16 protein-coding genes and 1 tRNA gene are annotated in these 20,258 nt (G+C 71.4%); 5 read left to right on the forward strand and 12 right to left on the reverse strand.

Annotated elements, in window-relative coordinates; translation table 11 throughout:
- Positions 1-36: 36 nt before the first annotated feature.
- Positions 37-906, forward strand: a complete 870-nt coding sequence (locus ACIQBJ_RS17830; protein WP_400710528.1) for a helix-turn-helix domain-containing protein — start codon at positions 37-39, stop codon at positions 904-906.
- A 59-nt stretch (positions 907-965) separates the two neighbouring features.
- Positions 966-2,423, forward strand: a complete 1,458-nt coding sequence (locus ACIQBJ_RS17835; protein ID WP_400710531.1) for an aldehyde dehydrogenase family protein — start codon at positions 966-968, stop codon at positions 2,421-2,423.
- Between the two features lie 52 nt (positions 2,424-2,475).
- On the opposite strand, the gene ACIQBJ_RS17840 is transcribed toward ACIQBJ_RS17835, so the two are convergent.
- The 3 genes from ACIQBJ_RS17840 to ACIQBJ_RS17850 all read right to left on the reverse strand — a co-directional run bounded on the left by ACIQBJ_RS17840 (position 2,476) and on the right by ACIQBJ_RS17850 (position 5,900).
- Complete coding sequence (locus ACIQBJ_RS17840) at positions 2,476-2,985, reverse strand: GNAT family N-acetyltransferase (RefSeq protein WP_400710534.1); 510 nt, start codon at positions 2,983-2,985, stop codon at positions 2,476-2,478.
- Between the two features lie 9 nt (positions 2,986-2,994).
- A complete protein-coding gene (locus ACIQBJ_RS17845; RefSeq protein WP_400710537.1) occupies positions 2,995-3,948 on the reverse strand; it encodes a hypothetical protein in 954 nt (317 codons plus the stop codon).
- Between the two features lie 116 nt (positions 3,949-4,064).
- A complete protein-coding gene (locus ACIQBJ_RS17850; RefSeq protein ID WP_400710540.1) occupies positions 4,065-5,900 on the reverse strand; it encodes a bifunctional metallophosphatase/5'-nucleotidase in 1,836 nt (611 codons plus the stop codon).
- A gap of 358 nt (positions 5,901-6,258) precedes the next feature.
- On the opposite strand from ACIQBJ_RS17850, the gene pyk reads away from it, so the two are divergent.
- Complete coding sequence (gene pyk, locus ACIQBJ_RS17855; RefSeq protein ID WP_400710543.1) at positions 6,259-7,686, forward strand: pyruvate kinase; 1,428 nt, start codon at positions 6,259-6,261, stop codon at positions 7,684-7,686.
- Between the two features lie 64 nt (positions 7,687-7,750).
- Here the strand turns inward: pyk and ACIQBJ_RS17860 are convergent, their stop codons facing one another.
- Together ACIQBJ_RS17860 and ACIQBJ_RS17865 are read right to left on the reverse strand one after the other, a co-directional pair.
- Positions 7,751-8,941 (reverse strand): acyltransferase family protein, encoded by a 1,191-nt coding sequence (locus ACIQBJ_RS17860; RefSeq protein ID WP_400710546.1) that lies wholly within the window; start codon positions 8,939-8,941, stop codon positions 7,751-7,753.
- Positions 8,942-9,189: 248 nt separating this feature from the next.
- Positions 9,190-9,263: transfer RNA gene (locus tag ACIQBJ_RS17865), tRNA-Leu, on the reverse strand.
- Between the two features lie 68 nt (positions 9,264-9,331).
- On the opposite strand from ACIQBJ_RS17865, the gene ACIQBJ_RS17870 reads away from it, so the two are divergent.
- Positions 9,332-10,015: an ANTAR domain-containing response regulator gene (locus tag ACIQBJ_RS17870; protein WP_400710549.1), complete on the forward strand. Its 684-nt coding sequence runs from the start codon at positions 9,332-9,334 to the stop codon at positions 10,013-10,015.
- A 76-nt stretch (positions 10,016-10,091) separates the two neighbouring features.
- On the opposite strand, the gene ACIQBJ_RS17875 is transcribed toward ACIQBJ_RS17870, so the two are convergent.
- The 7 genes from ACIQBJ_RS17875 to ACIQBJ_RS17905 all read right to left on the reverse strand — a co-directional run bounded on the left by ACIQBJ_RS17875 (position 10,092) and on the right by ACIQBJ_RS17905 (position 17,336).
- Positions 10,092-10,808: an ABC transporter ATP-binding protein gene (locus ACIQBJ_RS17875; protein WP_400710552.1), complete on the reverse strand. Its 717-nt coding sequence runs from the start codon at positions 10,806-10,808 to the stop codon at positions 10,092-10,094.
- A complete protein-coding gene (locus ACIQBJ_RS17880; RefSeq protein WP_400710555.1) occupies positions 10,805-11,647 on the reverse strand; it encodes an ABC transporter ATP-binding protein in 843 nt (280 codons plus the stop codon). Before ACIQBJ_RS17880 ends, ACIQBJ_RS17875 begins: the two co-directional genes overlap by 4 nt.
- Positions 11,648-11,655: 8 nt before the next feature.
- Complete coding sequence (locus ACIQBJ_RS17885) at positions 11,656-13,473, reverse strand: branched-chain amino acid ABC transporter permease (RefSeq protein ID WP_400710558.1); 1,818 nt, start codon at positions 13,471-13,473, stop codon at positions 11,656-11,658.
- A 17-nt stretch (positions 13,474-13,490) separates the two neighbouring features.
- Entirely contained in the window at positions 13,491-14,420 is a 930-nt protein-coding gene (locus tag ACIQBJ_RS17890) for a branched-chain amino acid ABC transporter permease (protein WP_400710561.1), read from the reverse strand.
- Positions 14,421-14,586: 166 nt separating this feature from the next.
- Positions 14,587-15,816 carry a branched-chain amino acid ABC transporter substrate-binding protein gene (locus ACIQBJ_RS17895; protein WP_400710564.1) on the reverse strand — a complete coding sequence of 410 codons (1,230 nt, stop codon included), beginning with the start codon at positions 15,814-15,816 and terminating at the stop codon, positions 14,587-14,589.
- Positions 15,817-16,104: 288 nt separating this feature from the next.
- Positions 16,105-16,764 carry a Tat pathway signal sequence domain protein gene (locus ACIQBJ_RS17900; protein WP_400710567.1) on the reverse strand — a complete coding sequence of 220 codons (660 nt, stop codon included), beginning with the start codon at positions 16,762-16,764 and terminating at the stop codon, positions 16,105-16,107.
- A gap of 119 nt (positions 16,765-16,883) precedes the next feature.
- Entirely contained in the window at positions 16,884-17,336 is a 453-nt protein-coding gene (locus ACIQBJ_RS17905) for a PaaI family thioesterase (protein ID WP_400710570.1), read from the reverse strand.
- A 197-nt stretch (positions 17,337-17,533) separates the two neighbouring features.
- Here ACIQBJ_RS17905 and polA point away from each other — a divergent pair, with 197 nt between their 5' ends.
- Positions 17,534-20,221: a DNA polymerase I gene (gene polA, locus ACIQBJ_RS17910; protein ID WP_400711353.1), complete on the forward strand. Its 2,688-nt coding sequence runs from the start codon at positions 17,534-17,536 to the stop codon at positions 20,219-20,221.
- Positions 20,222-20,258 lie beyond the last annotated feature (37 nt).

Here is a 20,258-nt window from a genome sequence, read left to right on the forward strand (position 1 = left end):
CGGGATTCCGACGGTCGCTCCTGGGCGGAGGTTTGCATGACTGGCCTGCAGACGGGCAGCGGTGCGACCGCGCGTCGCATCCAGCTCGGCGCCCAACTGCGCCGCCTGCGCGAGTCCCGGGGCGTGACGAGGGAGGACGCGGGCTACTCGATCCGGGCCTCGGAGTCGAAGATCAGCCGGATGGAGCTCGGCCGGGTCGGCTTCAAGCAGCGCGACGTCGCGGACCTGCTGACGCTGTACGGGGTGGAGGACGAGGAGTCCCGGGCCGCCCTGCTCGGCCTGGTCGGCGAGACCAACACCCCGGCCTGGTGGCACGGTTACGGGGACGTCATCCCGGGCTGGTTCCAGACGTACCTCAACCTGGAGGACGCCGCGAACCTGGTCCGCAGCTACGAGGTGCAGTTCGTGCCGGGCCTGCTGCAGACCCCCGAGTACGTGCACGCCGTGATGCGGGCCGGCAGCCCCGCCGCGCCCGAGGAGGAGATCGAGCGCCGCGCCGCCGTCCGGCTGCGCCGCCAGCAGCGCTACCTGGCGGCCGGGACGGCGGCCCGGCTGGAGCTGATCGTGGACGAGACGGCGCTGCGCCGCCCGTGCGGCGGCGAGGAGGTGATGCGGGCCCAGCTGGAGCGGCTGGCCGAGCTCTCGCTGCGGGAGACGATCAGCCTGCGGGTGCTGCCGCTCGGGATGGGCGCGCTGGCGGCCGACAGCGGGGCGTTCACGCTGCTCTGCTTCCCCGAGCCGGACCTCGCGGACGTGGTCTACGTCGAGCAGTTCACCACCGCGCTGTACCTGGACAAGCCGGCCGAGGTGGAGGAGTACGCCGAGGCGCTGGACCGGGTCGCGGCGGCCGCGCTGTCCGAGGACGGAACCCGGGAGCTTCTCGCGGAGATCCTCCAAGAGGGCTAGTGCGCAATTAAGATGATGATCCGTCAGTAGGTGATCATCAGCGCCGAAAGGGTCCTCCGATGTCCTTGATCGCGGAACTCGCCCAGCAGTACATCGACGGCCGCTGGCAGCCGGGCAGCGGCTCCTGGGACATCGTCGACCTCGACCCCTACACCGGCGAGAAGCTGGCCTCCTTCACGGTGGCCACCGCCGAGGAGATCGACCGGGCCTACCGCGCCGCCGAGCGCGCCCAGCCCGCCTGGGCCGCCACCAGCCCCTACGAGCGGCGGCTGGTCTTCGAGCGGGCGCTGCGGGTGGTCGAGGAGCGCGAGGAGGAGATCCTCGGGGCGATGACCGCCGAACTCGGCGGCACCCTGCTCAAGTCCGCCTTCGAACTCTCGCTGGTCCGGGAGATGCTGCGGGAGGCCGGCTCGCTCGCGCTGCGCGCCGAGGGGAAGATCCTGCCCTCGCCGGTGCCCGGCAAGGAGAACCGGCTCTACCGGCTCCCGGTCGGCGTGGTCGGCGTGATCAGCCCGTTCAACGCGCCGGTGTTCCTCTCGCTGAAGGCCGTCGCCCCCGCGCTCGCCCTCGGCAACGCCGTCGTCCTCAAGCCGCACCAGGACGCCCCTGTCACCGGCGGCACCCTGATCGCCAAGGTCTTCGAGGAGGCCGGCCTGCCCGCGGGCCTGCTCAACGTCGTCCTCACCGACATCGCCGAGATCGGCGACGCCTTCATCGAGCACCCCGTGCCCAAGGTGATCTCCTTCACCGGCTCCGACTCGGTCGGTCGGCACGTCGCCACCGTCGCCGCGGGCCACCTCAAGCGCACCGTGCTCGAACTCGGCGGCAACAGCGCCCTGGTGGTGCTCGACGACGCCGACCTCGACTACGCCGTCGACGCCGCGGTGACCAGCCGCTACCTGCACCAGGGCCAGATCTGCATGGCCGCCAACCGCATCCTGGTCGACCGCGCCGTCTTCGCCGAGTTCAGCGAGAAGTTCACCGCCAAGGCCGCCTCGCTGGTGGTCGGCGACCCGGGCGACCCCGCCACCCAGCTCGGCCCGCTGATCAACTCCGCCCAGGCCGAGGCGATCACCGGCGAGGTCGAGCGGGCGATCGCCGACGGCGCCCGCCCGCTGCTGCACGGCAGCACCGTCGGCACCCTGGTCCGCCCCACCGTGCTGACCGACATCCCGGCCGACGCGCCGATCCTGCGCCGCGAGGTCTTCGGCCCCGTCGCGCTGCTGATCCCGTTCGACGGCGAGGACGAGGCCGTCCGGATCGCCAACGACACGCCGTTCGGGCTCTCCGGCGCCGTGCACACCGCGGACGTCGAGCGCGGCGTCCGGTTCGCCCAGCGGATCGACACCGGCATGATGCACGTCAACGACGGCACCATCGCCGACGAGGCGGTGGTCCCGTTCGGCGGCGAGAAGAGCTCCGGCACCGGGCGGCTCAACGGCGACAGCAGCATCGAGGCGTTCACCACCGTCAAGTGGATCTCGATCCAGCACGGGCGCTCGCAGTTCCCGTTCTGACGCTCCGTCACCGCGGGGCCGCGCCGTCGAGGGCACGGTCCCGCAAGCGGGTTCAGTGCTCCGCGCGGAGCACGAAAGCCTCCAGCTCGGTGCCGTACCAGCGGTCGGTGCGGCCCAGCGGCGTCATGCCCAGGCGGCGGCAGACCGCGATCGAGGGGTCGTTGCCGGGGCGGACCACGGCGTGCACCTCGGGCAGGCCCGCCCGCTCCAGGACGGCGCGGGCCGCCTCCGTCGCGTAGCCGCGGCCCCAGCTGTCGGGGTGGAAGTGCCAGCCCACCTCGACCTCGCCGTCGCCGCCGGGGATCGGCACCAGCAGCACCGAGCCCGCCACCACGCCGGTCTCCCGGACCTCGACGGCCCAGACGCCGAACCGGCCGTCCGGCGTGCAGCGGTCGGCGAAGCGCCCGACCAGGGCGTCGGCCTCCTCGGGCGAGGCGAGCGCGCGGGGTTCGGCGCCGAGCCAGCGGGCCACCTCCCAGCGCGAGTAGATGTCGTACGCGCGGTCGCGGTCGGCCGGGCCCCAGGGGCGCAGCAGCAGGCGGTCGGTGGTGGTCGTCGGCATGGCGGCAGGCTACTGGGGCCGGACGAGGGCTGTCAGCGGGATTTGCGGCCGCCCGTCGGCGAGTCCGAGGACCACCCGGGTGCCGAGCGGGCGGGCGAGCCGGAACTCGACCGGGACCGAGTACAGGGCGGTGGCGCACGCCTCGTGCGGGCCGAGCCTGCGCGGGGTGGCGTGCCCGATCAGCACCACCGCGAGGTCGGTCTCGTAGACCGTGCCGGGGTCGGGCGTCGCGCAGCCGAACGGGACGCCGGCGGTGAGCACCAGCCCGTCGGCGGAGACCGAGCGCAGGCCGGTGGCGATGCCGTCGCCGGACCAGGTCGGGACGGTGGCGGGCGGCGGCTGCTGGGGGCGCACGGCCGGGTAGCGGAACGGCGCGGCGTAGCCCTCGATGGTGAACTCCCAGGTGGCGATGGTGGCCCGGCCGCGGCTGGTGGTCACCTCGGCGGTGCCGGGCCGGACGGCGGTGACGGTCAGCCGGGCGCCGCAGTCCCCGGAGCAGGCGCCGTGGTGGGTGAGGTCGTCCAGCACGTCCTGGGCGGAGCGCTGCGGCAGGGCGAGGGTCGAGCCGTCGGCGAACCGGACCTCGGAGAGGCCGGAGACCGAGACCGGCAGCGCGGTGCGCAGCTCCAGGTGCCCGTTGAGGTAGGCGGCCTTGTCGGTGCCGCTGTGGAAGGCGTCGGCGGGCAGCCACTCCGCGGAGGCGTCGACCGGGTAGTAGCCGTGCTCCCAGGCCTGCTGGGCGGCCGAGCCGGGCCAGGCCGCGGCCACCCGGGCGGCCTGCTCGGCGGCCGAGCCGGTGGCGGGTCGCACCTCGGGCCCGGCGGTGAGCAGCGTCGGCAGTGGCGCTCCGTCAGGTCGGTCCGGCCCCGCCGGTCCGGCCGACCCGCAGCCGCTCAGCAGCAGCGCCCCCAGCGCCGCCGCCAGGATGGTGCTCCGTCCGCGCATCGCGCGTCCCCCGTTCAATGGCCGTCTCCTTGACGGGAGTTGGACGGGGCACCCGGTCGGCCGGTTCCCGGGGCGCCGGGGAAACGCCGCGGGGGCCGCCCCGGCGGTCCGGAACGGCCCCCGCGCGCCGGGGACTAGAAGACCGGCACGCCGGCCCGGACCAGGCGCCAGGCGCTCTTGCCGAAGAAGTCGGCCGGGTCGATGACGCCCTTGGCCTTCACCCAGGCGATCATGGTGTTGCGGATCTCGTCGGAGTTCGCCCACACCTGCTGCGCCTTGGCGACGTGCGGGAAGTTGCCGCCGCCGTTGGCCCGGTAGTTGTTGACCGCGAGGACGAACTGCGCGGCCGGGTCGACCGGGGCGCCCTGGTACGACAGGTTGACGATCCGGCTGCCGACCGGCTGCGCGATGTCGATGTCGTAGCTGACGCCGTAGATCGCGTCGTAGTTGTAGTCGGGCGTGTTGTTGGCCTGGTTGGTCAGGGTGTCCGGGTCGATCGGCGCGCCCGGGGCGACCTGGGCGTAGTACTTGGCGGAGTACTCCAGGTAGTCCTTGATCTGGGCACCCGTCAGGAGGCGGGCCTCCAGGGTGTTCTCGTAGATGTACAGGCCGGCCGCGTCGCGCAGCTTGACCTGGCCGGACGGGATGGCGGCGGTCCGGTTGAACGGCGCGGCCTGGGCCAGCACCGGCAGGCCGGCGTACTGGCCGCCGGCCAGCGCGGTGCGCACCGCGTCGGCCTGGACCCGGCCGATCAGGTCGATGATCGGGGTGTCCTTGAACCGGGCCTCGGCGATCGAGAGGGTCTCCTTGCAGGTGCCGATGACCTGGTTGACGTAGGCCACGACCTTCTTGTGCTGGGCCTCGACCAGCTTGGTGATCTTCGGGTCCTCGGCGACCGTGTTGGAGTTCAGCAGGCTCGCGGTGACGCCGGTGACGGTCCAGTGGCCGCGGGAGAACTCGACCTCGAAGTCGAAGCAGGTCAGCCGCTCGCCCCAGAGCGCGGGCTCGGACAGCACCACGTTCTTGCCGGTCTGCTGGTTGACCACGACCCGCTGCGGGATCTCCTTGTGGGCGTGGCCGACCAGGATCGCGTCGATGCCCGGCACGGTGGCGGCCAGCGCGGCGCCCGCGTTCTCCGCGTAGGGGAGCTGGTCGCCCCAGGAGGACGGGTCGTCGATGCCGGTGTGGGCGGTGACCACGACCACGTCGGCGCCGGCGGCGCGGACCTTCGGCACCCACTTGGCGGCGACCTCGGGGATGCCCGGGAAGGTCAGCTTGCCCTGCACGTTGGCCTTGTCCCAGATCGCGATGCCCGGGTTGGTCAGGCCGAGGATGCCGACCCGGATCGGGCGGCCGTGGCCGAGGTGCAGCTCGCGGATCACGTACGGCGGGAAGGCCGGCTTCTCGTTCTTGGCGTCCAGCGCGTTGGCGCCCAGCAGCGGGAAGCACAGCTGGTCCTGGTAGGCGCGCAGCAGCGGGATGCCGTAGTTGAACTCGTGGTTGCCGAGGGCGGCGGCGTCGTAGCCGATCGCGTTCATCGCGGCGGCCATCGGGTGGCGCGGGGCCTTCTTGCCGGTGATCGGCTCGACCCGGGCGAAGTAGTAGGCGAGCTGGGTGCCCTGGATGGTGTCGCCGGCGTCGATCAGCAGGGTGCGGCCGCGGCCCTTCGCCGCGCGGACCTGCTCGACCAGGGTGGAGATCTTGGCCAGGCCGACGTCGTTGTGCGCCTTGTCGTCGTACTCGGAGTCGGTGAAGTACTCCCAGTTGAGGACGTGGCCGTGCAGGTCGGTGGTGCCCATCACGGTGAAGTTCGCCTTGAACGGGGCGTGGCCCCGGCCGTGGGACTCGTCCCGGTCGAGGTCCGCGGCTGCGGCGGGGGTGGCCGCGGCGGCGGACAGGCCGCCGGCCAGGGCGGCCCCGGCCGCGGTGGCGGCGGAGCGGGTGACGAAGTCACGGCGGTTCAGGGTCATCGAGGACTCCAAGTCGGGGCGTGCGGGGCGTGCGGGCCGCGTCGACCGGGACCGGTGGGAGGGCAGGTGACACCCCGCCACCCGTGGTGACGCGCGTAGAAAACGCGTCTGGCAGTCTGCCCGGTTCTCGCCGCCGGGACCAGCCCCGCGGGCTTTCCAACAGGTGAGATCCGGGTGACCCGCCCGTGACGAGGTCCGACCGGGCCGCACGCGCGTGCGTCAACGGCGCGGGTCGCGGACCACCCTGCCGCGACCCGCCCCGGCAGCGGGGTCCGTTCACCGGATATTTCGCCAACTGCCATGGCAGGACTGGCCGGAACCGCGCTGTTACGGCCCGGTAATGCCTAGGCTCTGCGGTATGCGCCGAGCAAAAATCGTTTGTACTCTCGGGCCCGCCGCGGACTCGTACGACCAGATCAAGGCCCTGGTCGACGCCGGCATGGACATCGCCCGACTGAACCTCAGCCACGGCTCCCACGCGGAGCACGAAGACCGCTACCACCGGGTCCGCAAGGCCTCGGACGAGACGGGCCGCAGCGTCGGCGTGCTCGCCGACCTCCAGGGCCCGAAGATCCGGCTGGACACCTTCGCCGACGGGCCGGTCCTGCTCGAACGCGGGGACGAGTTCACCATCACCGTCGAGGACGTCCCGGGCGACCGGGAGATCTGCGGCACCACCTACAAGGGCCTCGCCGCGGACGTCTCGCGCGGCGAGCGCATCCTGATCGACGACGGCCGGGTCTGCCTGGAGGTCACCCACGTCGAGGGCCCCCGGGTGCACTGCATCGTCATCGAGGGGGGCCTGGTCTCCGACCACAAGGGCCTCAACCTCCCCGGGGTCGCCGTCTCGGTGCCCGCGCTCTCCGACAAGGACGTCGAAGACCTGCGCTGGGCCCTGCGGACCGGGGCCGACATCATCGCGCTGTCGTTCGTGCGCAGCGGGAAAGACGTCGAGGCGGTCCACCGGATCATGGCCGAGGAGGGCCGCCGGGTCCCGGTCATCGCCAAGATCGAGAAGCCGCAGGCGGTGGAGGACCTCGAATCCATCGTGGACGCCTTCGACGGCATCATGGTCGCCCGCGGCGACCTGGGCGTCGAACTCCCGCTGGAGCAGGTGCCGATCGTCCAGAAGCGGGCGATCAAGCTGGCCAAGCGCAACGCCAAGCCGGTGATCGTCGCCACCCAGATGCTGGACTCGATGATCAACGCCTCCCGGCCGACCCGCGCCGAGGCCTCCGACGTCGCCAACGCGGTGCTGGACGGCAGCGACGCGGTGATGCTCTCCGGCGAGACCTCGGTCGGCAAGTACCCGGTCGAGACGGTCAAGACGATGGCCCGGATCGTCGAGGCCGCCGAGGAGGACATCCTGGCGGCCGGCCTGCCGGCCCTCACCGCCAGCAGCAAGCCGCGCACCCAGGGCGGCGCGGTCGCCCGCGCGGCCGCCGAGATCGGCGACTTCCTGAACGCCAAGTACCTGATCGCGTTCACCCAGAGCGGCGACACCGCCCGCCGGCTGACCCGCTACCGCTCGCCGATCCCGGTCCTGGCGTTCACCTACGAGCCCGCCGTGCGCAGCCAGTTGTCGCTCACCTGGGGCGTGGAGACCTTCCTCGGCCCGTTCGTCACCACCACCGACGAACTGGTCGCCCAGGTCGACGCCGCGCTGATCGGCCTGGGCCGCTGCAAGCCCGGCGACGTCGTGATCATCACGGCCGGCTCCCCGCCCGGCCTGGCCGGCTCCACCAACCTGGTCCGGGTGCACCACGTCGGCGAACCCGCCAACTGACGCACCGTCACCGCATGCCGAGGGGCCGCCCCGTTCGGGGCGGCCCCTCGACGCGCAGGACGCGTCAGCCCGACGTCCCGGCGGTTTCGTTCTTCCCGCGGTCGCGGTCCCGCAGGTCGATGAGCGCGCCCCGGAGACCGCGCCGGAGGGCTATCGCGGTGGGCTGCTCGATCAGCCGGTGGATCAGCCACGCGAACGCCAGCATGCCGACCACCAGTGCACCCACCAGCACGTAGGCGTTCACCCGGCCGTGGAAGTGGTGGATGACGTGCCAGCCGAGCTGCTCGTGGACGAGGTACAGCGGATAGGTCAGGGCACCGGCGGTGGCGAGCCACCGCCACCGGACCCAGTCGAACCAGCCGACGGCCACCCCGATCATCACCACGAACATCACCGTGATGATGGTGAAGGAGACGTTGTAGGAGATCTTCTGCCAGTAGTAGTCGGCGACGATGTACCGCAGCTGGTCCTGTGCCAGCAGCCAGGAGAAACCGACGATCCCCCACAGCAGCAGGTTCGAGCCGAACCGGTGGATCATGTACAGGGCGACGCCCGCGATGAAGTAGGGCGCGTACCGGGGGAAGAAGAAGAAGTCCAGCAGCGGCAGCTTGGAACCGGCGGCCACGATCGCGAGGACCAGCCAACTGCCGCAGAACGAGACCACCTTGCGGTAGGTGAGTCCGCCGATGGCCAGCAGGCCGAACAGCACGTAGAACCGCAGCTCGACCCAGAGGGTCCAGTAGACGCCGTCGATGTCCGGGACGCCGAGGCCCTCCTGCATCATCGTCATGTTGGTGATGACGCTGGAGTAGGAGCCCTTCAGGACGTCCTTGCTCCAGGGCGCCCGGGCGTAGAACGTCACGGCGGCGATCAGCAGCACGCTGAACCAGTAGGCGGGGAACAGCCGGGTGATCCGGGAGTTCACGAAGTGCCCCAGTGGGCGGCCCCAGGACGACATGCAGATGACGAAGCCGCTGATCAGGAAGAACAACTCGACGCCGGTCCAGCCGTACGCGGCCAGCACGTGCAGCTTCGGCATGATCGCGCTGACCCGGCCGCCCCAGATCGAGGTGTCGCGCTCGATGCCGGCGTAGTGCCAGCCGACCACGGCGAGGGCGGCGATCAACCGGAGCCCGTCGAGCACGTACAGGCGCGGACGGCGCCGGGTCGGCTCGGGCGGAGCAGCAGGGGCCGGCACTCCGGCGTGTACCGAGCCGACCGGTATCTGCTCGACGACGGCACTGTCCGATGACATGGGACGGGGCTCCTGGAGGGTGTCACTGTGAAGGTGTCCCCGCTGATGGCGCGGCGGGTTCACGAGATCGTACCGAAAGGAATCGCGGCCGCCGATAGTTTGTCCGGCCCGGCACGGCGGGCGGCGCTGAGGGGCGGGGCAGGGCGGGGGGATGTCCGGAAAAGCGGAGCGCCGCCGTGGTGGAAGTCACCGCGGCGGCGTGCGGGCGAGGCCGACGGCCCCGGAACGTGAAGGGAGGTGGAGGGGAGTGCCCCGAGTGGGATTCGAACCCACACCGGACGGTGTTTGAGACCGTTGCCTCTGCCGATTGGGCTATCGGGGCGCTGCGGATCGAGGGCGCAACCCCCCACCGCGGTGAGGCAAACATACCGTGTCTGGGTAGGCTCATGCATGCAGCACCCCGCCGGACCGAGGAGCCCCGTGAGCACCCCCGACGAGCAGCCACAGCCGCTTGACACCGACTCGCCCCAGATCACCCGAATCGTCATCGCCGAGGACGAGGCGCTCATCCGCCTCGACCTGAAGGAGATGCTGGAGGAGGAGGGCTACACCGTCGTCGGTGAGGCCGGTGACGGCGAGACCGCGGTGAGGCTGGTGGAGGAGCTCAAGCCCGACCTGGCCATCCTGGACGTCAAGATGCCGGTGCTGGACGGCCTCTCGGCCGCCGAGCGCATCCACGAGCAGCACCTGGCGCCGGTGCTGATGCTCACCGCGTTCTCCCAGCGCGAGCTGGTCGACCGGGCCCGGGACGCCGGCGCGATGGCCTACATCGTCAAGCCGTTCAGCAAGAGCGACCTGGTTCCGGCGATCGAGATGGCGGTCTCCCGCTACACCGAGATGCGCACCCTGGAGCAGGAGATCGCGGACCTCTCGCAGCGGCTGGAGACCCGCAAGCTGGTCGACCGCGCCAAGAGCGTGCTGCAGACCAAGTTCGGCCTGAACGAGCCCGCCGCGTTCCGCTGGATCCAGAAGACCTCGATGGACCGCCGGATGACCATGGCCGCCGTCGCGGAGGCCGTGATCGAGGAGGGCGCCGCCCAGGACCGCAAGAAGGCCGAGCCCGCCGAGGGCTGAGCCCGCCGACGACCGGGCCCGCACGCGAGAGTGCCCCGACCCCCGCGAGGGGTCGGGGCACCGTGCTGACGGGGGGTCAGTCCTCGCCGAGGTACTGGCGGCGCACCGAGTCGTCGTGCAGCAGCTCCGCGCCGGTGCCGGAGAGGGTGATCTCGCCGGTGGTCATCACGTACGCCCGGTCGGAGAGCGAGAGCGCGGCCTGCGCGTTCTGCTCGACCAGCAGGACGGTCATGCCGGCGGCCTTCAGCTCCACGATGGTCGCCATGATCTTCTGCATCATCAGCGGGGACAGGCCCATCGAGGGCTCGTCCAGCATGAGCAGCCTGGGCCGGGACATCAGGGCGCGGCCCATGGCGAGCATCTGCTGCTCGCCGCCGGAGAGCGTGCCGGCGGCCTGCCGGCGGCGCTCGCCGAGGATCGGGAAGAGCGTGTAGGCGCGCTCGACGTCCTCGGTGATGCCGGCCGCGTCCTTGCGGAGGAACGCGCCGAGGAGCAGGTTCTCCTCGATCGTCATCCGCGGGAAGATGTGCCGGCCCTCGGGGGAGTGGGCCAGGCCCAGCGACACGATCTTGTGCGCGGGGACGGTGTCGATCGCCGCGCCCTCGAACAGGATCCGGCCCGAGGTCGGCCGGAGCAGGCCGGACAGGGTCCGCAGGGTGGTGGTCTTGCCGGCGCCGTTGGTGCCGATCAGCGTGGTGACCTCGCCCTGGTTCACCGTGAAGCTGATGCCCTTGACGGCCTTGATCTTGCCGTACGCGACGCGGAGGTCCTCGACCTCGAGCAGAGCGGTCACTGGTCGTCCTCCGTACCGGCGGTGGTGCCTTCGAGCGGGGTGCCGAGGTAGGCGGTGATCACGCGCTCGTCGTTCTGGACGGTCTCCTTGTCGCCCTCGACGATCTTCTGGCCCTGGACGAGCACGGCGGTGCGGTCGCACAGGTTGAAGATGAACTTCATGTCGTGCTCGATGACCAGGATCGCGATCCCCTTGTCGCGGATCGCGAAGACCAACTCCTCGGCGGCGTTGGTCTCCTGGGGGTTCATGCCGGCCGTGGGCTCGTCCAGCAGGAGCACCCCGGGCTCGCTGGCGAGCGCGCGGGCGATCTCCAGCTTGCGCTGCTCGCCGTAGGGCAGGTTGCGGGCCAGGTGCTCGGCCTTGCGGGCGAGGCCGCAGAACTCCAGGAGCTCCATGGCCTTCTCGCGGCTCTCGGCCTCGGCGCGCTTGTAGCCGGGGCCGCGCAGGATCGCCGAGAACAGGCCCTCCTTGGTGCGGGTGTGCCGGCCGACCAGGACGTTCTCCAGGACGGTCATGTTGGCGAACAGCCGGATGTTCTGGAAGGTCCGGGCGATGCCCGCCTGGGTGACCAGGTGCGGCTTGGGCGGCAGCACGGTGCCCTTGTACTTCACCGTGCCCTCGGTGGGCACGTACAGGCCGGTGAGGCAGTTGAAGAAGGTGGTCTTGCCGGCGCCGTTGGGGCCGATCAGACCGACGATCTCGCCCTCGCCGACGGTCAGGTCGACGTTGTTGACGGCGGTGAGGCCGCCGAAGCGCATGATGACGCCGCTGGCTTCGAGCAGGGGGGTGGGCCCCGGGGTGCCTGCCGGGCGCGGGCCCGGGACGGTCTGGGTGGTCATGGTGTGTCTCACGCCCCTGCGGTGGTGAGGCCGGCGGGGCCGGGTTCGGTACGGGCGGCGTCGTCGGCCCCGGCGGGGGCCGCCGACTCGTCGTGCTCGTGGAACTCCAGCCGGGCGCGGCGGTTGGCGATGAGGCCCTCGGGCCGCAGGCGCATCAGGAGGACGAGGGCGATGCCGAAGACGAGGAGCTGGTACTCCTTCAGGAAGACCAGCTTCTCCGGGATCAGGTAGAGCAGGGTGGCGCCGAGCAGCGGGCCGGCGATGGTGCCCATGCCGCCGAGGACGACGGCGGCGACCAGGAAGGCGCTGTTGGGCGGGACGGCGCCGGCGAACTGGTAGGGGTCCGGGACGACGCTGTAGCTGACGTGGGCCATGACGGTGCCGGCCAGGCCGGCGAGCGCGGCGCCGAGGGCGAAGGCGAGCAGCTTGAGCTTGAAGCCGTTGATGCCCATCGCCTGGGCCGCGGTCTCGTCCTCGCGGATGGCGACCCAGGCGCGGCCGATCCGGGAGTCGTTGGCCCGGCTGAAGACCGTCACGACGAACGCGGTGACCAGCAGCATCAGCAGGAAGTAGTTGGCGAAGCGGCCCAGGGTGAAGGAGCCGAAGGTGTGCGCCTGGCCGAAGTCGAACCCGAGGATGTCGAGGTCGGGGATGTTGCGGATGCCGTTCGGGCCGTTGGTGACCTTGGGGCCGGAGACGCCGTCGAGGCTGTTCACCGCGATCCGGAAGATCTCTCCGAAGCCGAGCGTCACGATGGCGAGGTAGTCGCCGCGCAGCCGCAGGGTGGGGGCGCCGATGACGACGCCGAAGACCAGGGCCGCGGCCATGCCGACCAGGGCGGCGCCCCAGAACGGCAGGTGCAGGCCGACGGGGGAGCTGGTCGAGCCGGAGACCAGGGCGGCGGCGTAGGCGCCGACGCCGAGGAAGGCGACGTAGCCGAGGTCGAGCAGGCCGGCCAGGCCGACGACGACGTTCAGGCCGAGGGCGACGGTGGCGAAGATCAGGATGTTGACGCCGACCGAGGCGAAGTGGTCGTCGCTCTGGGTGAACGGGAAGGCGGCGGCCGCGGCGAAGGCGGCCCCGGTGGTGGTGCCGCGGTGGCGGGCGGTGAGGGCGGTGAGCCGGGAGATGAGCCCGGCGCGCATCAGGGCCCAGGCGCCGAGGCCGGTGAGGACCAGGAAGCCGATGAACAGCTCGCCGTACTCGGTGACGATGCCGTAGGTGAACACGGTCAGGCCGAGGGCGGCGACCGCGATGATGATCAGCGTCTCGACCCAGCGGTTGAGCGGCTTCACCGGGGCCAGGTCGGGGTTGGGGCCGACCAGGCGGGCGAAGGCGCCCAGGTAGTGCCGGACGGTGGCGGACACGCCGCCGGCGGACGGGCGCCCGACGGCGGAGCCGCTCTGCGGCAGGCCGAGCGCGCCGATCAGCGGGAGCAGGGAGGCGACGCCGGCGATCCAGCCGCCGGGCTCCAGGTTGGCGAGGCCGCCGAGTTCGGTGGCGATCGCGATCAGGGTGAACCAGGTGGTGGCCGCGGCGGCCGCGCCGAGGACGAGCGCCGGCGCGTTCGGTCCGGCGGGGGTGAGCCAGCGGGTGCCCTTCACGCCGTACAGCGGCAGCGCGAAGAGCGCGCCGAGCAGCCCGGCCACGAGGGTCAGGATCTGCAGGCCGCCGGGGTAGCCGTCGACGGTCAGGTCGCCGGGGAACTCCGAGGTCCAGGTCCAGTGGATGAACGTGGAGGCGGCGGTGGCGAGGCCGCCCGCGAGGACGAGCGCCTTGGCGGCCGGGAGCGGCAGCGGGAGCGCGGGGCTCTTGGTGGTGGTCATGGTGGCTGCTCCGTTCCTCAGGCTCGGTCCGCGACGCGCTCGCCGAGCAGGCCTTGTGGCCGCACGAGGAGGACGACGATCAGGAGGACGAAGGCCCAGACGTTGGCCCAGGAGCCGCCGCCGAGCTGGTGCATGCCGGGGATCTCCTGGATGTACGCGGTGGCGAGGGCCTCCGCGACACCGAGGACGAGGCCGCCGAGCATGGCGCCGTAGATGTTGCCGATGCCGCCGAGGACGGCCGCGGTGAAGGCCTTGAGGCCGGCGAGGAAGCCCATGGTGGGGGCGACCTGGCCGTAGCGCAGGCCCCAGCCGATGGCGGCGACCGCGGCGAAGGCGGCGCCGAGGGCGAACGCGATCACGATGATGCGGTCGGTGTTGATGCCCATCAGCTTGGCGGTGTCCGGGTCCTGCGCGGTGGCCTGCATGCCGCGGCCGGTGCGGGTCTTGCCGACGAAGGCGGCGAGCGCGCCCATGCAGAGCGGGGCGGCCACGAACAGGAAGATGTCGGCGGGCTGCAGGGTGACGCTGCCGATGTGGTACGGCCCGCCGGGCAGCTGCGGGAAGCTGCGGCCGGACTTGGCGCCGGGGTAGAACTGCTCGACGACCTGCTGGAGCGCGAGGGAGAGGCCGATCGCGGTGATCAGCGGGGCCAGCTTCGGGGCGCCGCGCAGCGGGCGGTAGGCGAAGCGCTCGGCGGCCACGGCGACGATGACGGAGACCAGCACGCCGCCGAGGAGCATGAGCGGCAGGGCGAGCCAGATCCCGATGCCGTCGGGCAGGACCATGTAGGTGGTGAGGGCTCCGAACCCACCGGTCATGAAGATCTCGCCGTGGGCGAAGTTGATGAGCTGGACAATGCCGTAGACCATTGTGTAGCCGATCGCGATCAGCCCGTAGAGGGAGCCGAGGATCAGGCCGTTGGCCAGCTGCTGCGGCAGTTCGTGCACCGCTGGGCCTCCGAGTGGATTCGGGGTAGGGGGGTTCGGTTGCGGGGTGGGACGAACCGTTGTGGAACGGCGGGGGCGCTGGTTCTCAGCGCCCCCGCCGGTGGTTCGTTCAGTGCGTGGACCGGGCCGCCGCCGCGGGGGCGGCCGGCCGCCGGGCCGCGGTGGGTCAGCCCGAGTAGGTGCCGGTCTTGGCGACCGTCCAGGCACCGTCCTTGACGGTGTAGACGGTGAGCTGCTTGTTCACGGCGTCGCCGTACTCGTCGAAGCCGACCTTGCCGGTGACACCGGAGAAGCTGACCTTGCTCATCGCGGAGACGACCTTGGCGCGGGCGTCGGTCGGCAGCTTGCCGCCGTTGTCGGCGACGCTGGCCTTGACGGCCTGGATGATCGACCAGGCGGCGTCGTAGGAGTAGCCGCCGTAGGCCGCGTACGGGTCGGAGTAGCCGGCCGCCTTGTAGTCGGCGACGAACTTCTTGGCGGAGTCGAGGGACTCGACCGGGGCGCCGACGGAGGTCGCGAAGTCGCCGTTGGCGTTCTTGTTGGCCTTGTTGATGTACTCCGGGTCGTACATGCCGTCGCCGCCGAAGACGGGGGCGGTGACGCCGGCCTTCTTGAGCTGGTCGGAGAGCGGGCCGGACTGCGGGTACTCGCCGCCGTAGTAGATCACGTCGGCGCCGGCGGCCTTGGCCTTGGTGACCACGGCCGAGAAGTCCAGGTTGTTCTCGTCGATGTGGTCCTGGCCCTTGATGCTGCCGCCGAGCTTGGTGAACTCCTTCTGGAAGGCGCCGACCAGGCCCACGCCGTAGGTCTTCTTGTCGTCGATCAGGTAGGCGGTCTTCTTGCCGAGGTCGTTGTAGGCGTACTGGGCGGCGAACGGGCCCTGGATGGCGTCCGTGGTCGCGGTGCGGAAGTACGTCTTGAAGGGGCGCTTCTTCTCGGTGTCGAACTTCTCGCCCTGGGTCAGGGCGGGGTTCGTGTTGGCCGGGGAGACCTCGACCAGGCCGGCCGACTCGAAGACCTGCTGCATGGACTGGGCGACGCCCGAGTTCAGCGGGCCGACGACGCCGAGGACGGTCTTGTCGGCGACCAGGGCGGTGGCGTTCTGTTGGCCTTCCTGCGGCGACTTCTTGTCGTCCAGGGCCTTCACCTTGAAGGTGACGCCGGGAACTTCCTTGTTGTCGTTCGCGATCTTGGCGGCCAGCTCCACGGAGTGCTGGATACCGAGGCCGAGCGCGGAGAGCGGGCCGGTCAGCGGCGCGTCGACGCCGATGGTGACGACGGTGGTGCCACCCGCGTCGCCGCCGGCGGCGGGCTTCTCGCCGCGCGAGCCGCAGGCCGAGAGGGTGAGCGCCCCGGTAACTGCAATGGTCACGACAAGCAGTGAGCTCTTTCGCACGACGAGGGTCTCCTTCGGGACTGGAGGACACGCGCACAGGGCTGGCGGTGCCGGAACGCGTCGACCGTGCCCGGAAATCGGACAGTCGGTGACTGGCCGTGACTCTAGACCGGCCACGGCGTCCGAGACAGGGGGGTGGGAGAGGCTGTGATTCTCTTGTTATGGCGACACCCCCGTCCGGTCTCACATCGTGAGCAAAAGGCGCAGGTGGGCCCGGAATTGCGGGCTCCGTCCCGAGGTGTGGATGGTTGTCCTCCCCAACTCCCTGGTCACACCATGGTTCTCCGATTATCGGACTGGACTGTCCGGGGCTGTCGGGCTGGGCGCAGGTGTCCGATTATCGGGAATGTCGCAGGCGGAATGCAGGGCGGCGGAAAGGTCGCGGGCGTACGGGTCGCCGAGAATCTGACTCGCCGTCTCCATTGCGCGCGTATTACGCAGCGTTACATCCAGGAAAGGAAGTCCCGCGTCCGGCGGGGCGGCCGAGCAGTCCGTCACCCGCAGTCCGACCCGCAGCGTCACCGTCCGTCCGGCCGGCACGGTCTGCGGCAGCCACCCCGTCACCGACACCGACAGCCCCTGGTAGCCCTGGCTGATCCCGAGCACGTCCACCGAGGTCGGGCCGGTGTTCTGCACCGCCAGCCAGAGCGCGAAGGAGTCCTGCCAGCGGTCCGCCGGACCGCCGTAGGTGATCCTGGTGGACTGCGAGGGGACCGGCACCGTCGTCGCCGGCGGCGAGTTCGCGGCCTGCTCCGGCCGGTTCGCGCCGTGACGGATCGTCAGGAAGAAGGCCAGCGCGAGCAGCAGGAGCGTCAGCGCGTACTTCTGGCGGCGGCTCAGCAGCGGCGGCTCGACGGGCAGCGCGAGCGGCGTCCAGGTGCCCTCGCCCGGCTCCACCGGACCGAGCAATCCCGCTGGCGCGCTAGGCAGTTCGCGCTCTCCGGACATGGTGGCGCCCCCTCGTCCAGCCGAGACTGCCCCTGGCGGGGCGCGGCCAAACCCGAGGGGGCGCACGAGGTGCGGGCGGGGGCGTGCGGAGGGCGTCCGGCACCCGCGGCCGGACCGGACTACAGGTCGCGCAGCATGCAGGTGAGGCGGCAGGAGGTGATCCGGCGGCCGGTGTCGTCCGTCACCGCGATCTCGTACGTCGCCGCCGTCCGGCCCTTGAACACCGCCGTCGCCACGCCCGTCACCAGGCCGGAGGTCGCCGAACGGTGGTGGGTGGCGTTCAGGTCCACGCCCACCGCGTACCGGCCCGGGCCGGCGTGCAGCATCGACCCGATCGAACCCAGCGTCTCCGCCAGCGCCGCCGACGCCCCGCCGTGCAGCAGCCCGTACGGCTGCTGGTTGCCCTCCACCGGCATCGTCCCGACCACCCGGTCCGGCGACGCCTCGACGATGGTGATGCCCAGCTTCTCGCCCAGGTGCCCGCCCGAGAAGGTCTCCGGGCTCACCCCCAGCTTGGCGAAGTGGTCCAGCACGTCCTGGGGCACTTTCAGTACGGGCGCCGCGTCGGTCATGGTGCTCCCTGCTTCCGGGTTCGCTTCGTTGCGCGTCGATCGTACGACTGTCTACCCGCCAGTAGGGCGGTGCTCCGCGCCGCGCCGGAGATGTCGGTCGCGGGCCCTAGGATCGGGGAGGCAGTGCAACCGGCAGGACGGGACGTGACGTGGCGACACAGGGTGCGGGCAAGAGTGCGGCCGGACGGCCCAGGCTGATGCTGCTGGACGGGCATTCGATGGCCTACCGGGCCTTCTTCGCCCTCCCGGTGGAGAACTTCTCCACCGCCACCGGGCAGCACACCAACGCGGTCTACGGCTTCACCTCGATGCTGGTCAACACCGTGCGGGACGAGCGCCCCACCCACCTCGCGGTCGCCTTCGACCTCTCCCGGCAGACCTTCCGGTCCGCCGAGTACCCCGAGTACAAGGCCAACCGCTCCGCCACGCCGGACGAGTTCCGCAGCCAGATCCCGCTGATCGGCGAACTCCTCGACGCCATGCGGGTGCCCCGGCTCACCGCCGAGAACTTCGAGGCCGACGACGTGATCGCCACCCTGGCCACCGCCGCCGCGGCCGAGGGCTTCGAGGTGCTGATCGTCACCGGCGACCGGGACTCGCTCCAGCTGGTGAACGAGAACGTCACGGTGCTCTACCCCACCAAGGGCGTCTCCGAGTTGACGCGCTACACCCCCGAGAAGGTGGCCGAGAAGTACGGCGTCCGCCCCGACCAGTACCCGGACCTCGCCGCGCTCCGCGGCGACCCCTCCGACAACCTGCCCGGCATCCCCGGCGTCGGCGAGAAGACCGCCGCGAAGTGGGTCAACCAGTACGGCTCCTTCGAGGAGCTGGTGAACCGGGCCGACGAGGTCAAGGGCAAGATCGGCGAGAAGCTCCGCGAGCACCTCGACTCGGTCAAGCGCAACCGCTTCCTCACCGAACTCGTCCGGGACGTCGAACTCCCGCTCGACGTCAACGAGTTGGAGCGCGGCCCGTTCGACAAGGAGGAACTCGCCCGGCTGATGGAGACGCTGGAGTTCCGCAACCCCGGCTTCCGCGACCGGGTCGCCGCCGTCGACCCGGCCGGCGCCGCCGCCGAAGCGGCCGCCGAGGCCGCCCCCGGCCTCACCGTCGACGGCGACCTGCTCACCGAACCCGGCGCGCTCGCCGCCTGGTTGGACGAGCACACCGCCGCCGGCGACCGCACCGCGCTCGCCGCCGACTACAGCTGGGCCCTCGGCAGCGGCAAGGTCGAGCAGGTCGCCCTCGCCACCGGCGAGGCCGCCGCCTGGTTCGACCCCGCCGCCCTCGCCGAGGACGACGACCGCGCCTTCACCGCCTGGCTCGCCGACCCCAAGCGCCCCAAGGCCCTGCACATCGCCAAGCAGGTCATGCGCGCCTTCGCCGAGCAGGGCTGGCAGTTCACCGGCGTCACCGCCGACACCGCGCTCGCCGCCTACCTGGAGAAGCCCGGCCGCCGCGCCTTCACCCTCGACGTCCTCGCCGAGGAGTACCTCGGCCGCTCGCTCGCCCCCGCCGCCGCCCAGGCCGAGACCGGCCAACTCTCCTTCGACGCCGAGGAACCCGACCCCACGGCCGGCGCCCAGGCCCTGATGACGCAGGCCCGCGCCGTGCACGACCTCGCCGGGATCTTCGACACCCGGCTCGCCGAGGTCGGCGCGGTCGAGCTGTTCCACGACATGGAACTCCCGATCGCCGAACTCCTCGCCCGGATGGAGCGCCACGGCATCGCCGCCGACCGCGCCTGGCTGGAGGGCCTGGAGGCCCAGTTCGCCGTCGAGATCCAGCGCTGCGTCGAGGAGGCGCACGCCGCCGCCGGCCGCGAGTTCAACCTCGGCTCGCCCAAGCAGCTCCAGGAGATCCTGTTCGGCGAGCTGAACCTCCCCAAGACCAAGAAGATCAAGACCGGTTACACCACCGACGCGGACGCCCTCACCTGGCTGGCCACCCAGACCACCAACGAGCTCCCGGTCATCCTGCTCCGCCACCGCGACCAGGCCAAGCTCCGCACCACCGTCGAGGGCCTGCTCAAGACGGTCTCCCCGCAGGGCCGCATCCACACCACCTTCAACCAGATGGTCGCCGCCACCGGCCGGCTCTCCTCGCAGGACCCCAACCTGCAGAACATCCCCGTCCGCACCGAGGAGGGCCGCGCCATCCGCCGCGCCTTCGTGGTCGGCGAGGGCTACGAGACCCTGCTCACCGCCGACTACTCGCAGATCGAACTCCGCATCATGGCGCACCTCTCCGAGGACGCCGCGCTCATCGAGGCGTTCGCCTCCGGCGAGGATCTGCACACCACCGTCGCCTCCCAGGTCTTCGCCGTCGACGCCGGCGACGTCGACGCCGAGATGCGCCGCAAGATCAAGGCGATGTCCTACGGCCTCGCCTACGGCCTCTCCGCCTACGGCCTCTCCCAGCAGCTCGGCATCAAGCCCGCCGAGGCCCAGGGCCTGATGGACACCTACTTCGAGCGCTTCGGCGGCGTCCGCGACTACCTGCACAACGTGGTCGAGGAGGCCCGCGCCGTCGGCTACACCGAGACGCTGCTCGGCCGCCGCCGCTACCTGCCCGACCTCACCAGCGACAACCGGCAGCGCCGCGAGATGGCCGAGCGGATGGCCCTCAACGCCCCCATCCAGGGCTCCGCCGCCGACATCGTCAAGATCGCCATGCTCCGGGTCGACGAGGCGCTCCGCGAAGCCGGCCTGACCACCCGGATGCTGCTCCAGGTGCACGACGAGATCGTGCTGGAGGTCGCCCCCGGCGAGCGCGAGCAGGTCGAGGCGCTGGTCCGCGAACAGATGGCCGGCGCCTACCCGCTGCGCGCCCCGCTGGACGTCTCGGTCGGCGCCGGCCCGAACTGGGAGGCGGCGGCGCACTAATCGCGTTGCGGGCGTCCGGCCGGTCCGCCGAGACTGG

Origin of the sequence: Kitasatospora sp. NPDC088391, from assembly GCF_044753345.1 — a bacterium.
In the GTDB taxonomy this organism is placed as follows: domain Bacteria; phylum Actinomycetota; class Actinomycetes; order Streptomycetales; family Streptomycetaceae; genus Kitasatospora.

Bases quoted from the DNA above. Each gene is read 5' to 3' on its own strand.
- pyk (WP_400710543.1), top strand. From the start codon at position 6,259: ATGCGCCGAGCAAAAATCGTTTGTACTCTCGGGCCCGCCGCGGACTCG.
- ACIQBJ_RS17905 (WP_400710570.1), bottom strand. From the start codon at position 17,336: ATGACCGACGCGGCGCCCGTACTGAAAGTGCCCCAGGACGTGCTGGAC.
- ACIQBJ_RS17835 (WP_400710531.1), top strand. From the start codon at position 966: ATGTCCTTGATCGCGGAACTCGCCCAGCAGTACATCGACGGCCGCTGG.
- ACIQBJ_RS17885 (WP_400710558.1), bottom strand. From the start codon at position 13,473: ATGACCACCACCAAGAGCCCCGCGCTCCCGCTGCCGCTCCCGGCCGCC.
- ACIQBJ_RS17840 (WP_400710534.1), bottom strand. From the start codon at position 2,985: ATGCCGACGACCACCACCGACCGCCTGCTGCTGCGCCCCTGGGGCCCG.
- polA (WP_400711353.1), top strand. From the start codon at position 17,534: ATGCTGCTGGACGGGCATTCGATGGCCTACCGGGCCTTCTTCGCCCTC.
- ACIQBJ_RS17870 (WP_400710549.1), top strand. From the start codon at position 9,332: ATGCAGCACCCCGCCGGACCGAGGAGCCCCGTGAGCACCCCCGACGAG.
- ACIQBJ_RS17900 (WP_400710567.1), bottom strand. From the start codon at position 16,764: ATGTCCGGAGAGCGCGAACTGCCTAGCGCGCCAGCGGGATTGCTCGGT.
- ACIQBJ_RS17860 (WP_400710546.1), bottom strand. From the start codon at position 8,941: ATGTCATCGGACAGTGCCGTCGTCGAGCAGATACCGGTCGGCTCGGTA.
- ACIQBJ_RS17830 (WP_400710528.1), top strand. From the start codon at position 37: ATGACTGGCCTGCAGACGGGCAGCGGTGCGACCGCGCGTCGCATCCAG.
- ACIQBJ_RS17880 (WP_400710555.1), bottom strand. From the start codon at position 11,647: ATGACCACCCAGACCGTCCCGGGCCCGCGCCCGGCAGGCACCCCGGGG.
- ACIQBJ_RS17850 (WP_400710540.1), bottom strand. From the start codon at position 5,900: ATGACCCTGAACCGCCGTGACTTCGTCACCCGCTCCGCCGCCACCGCG.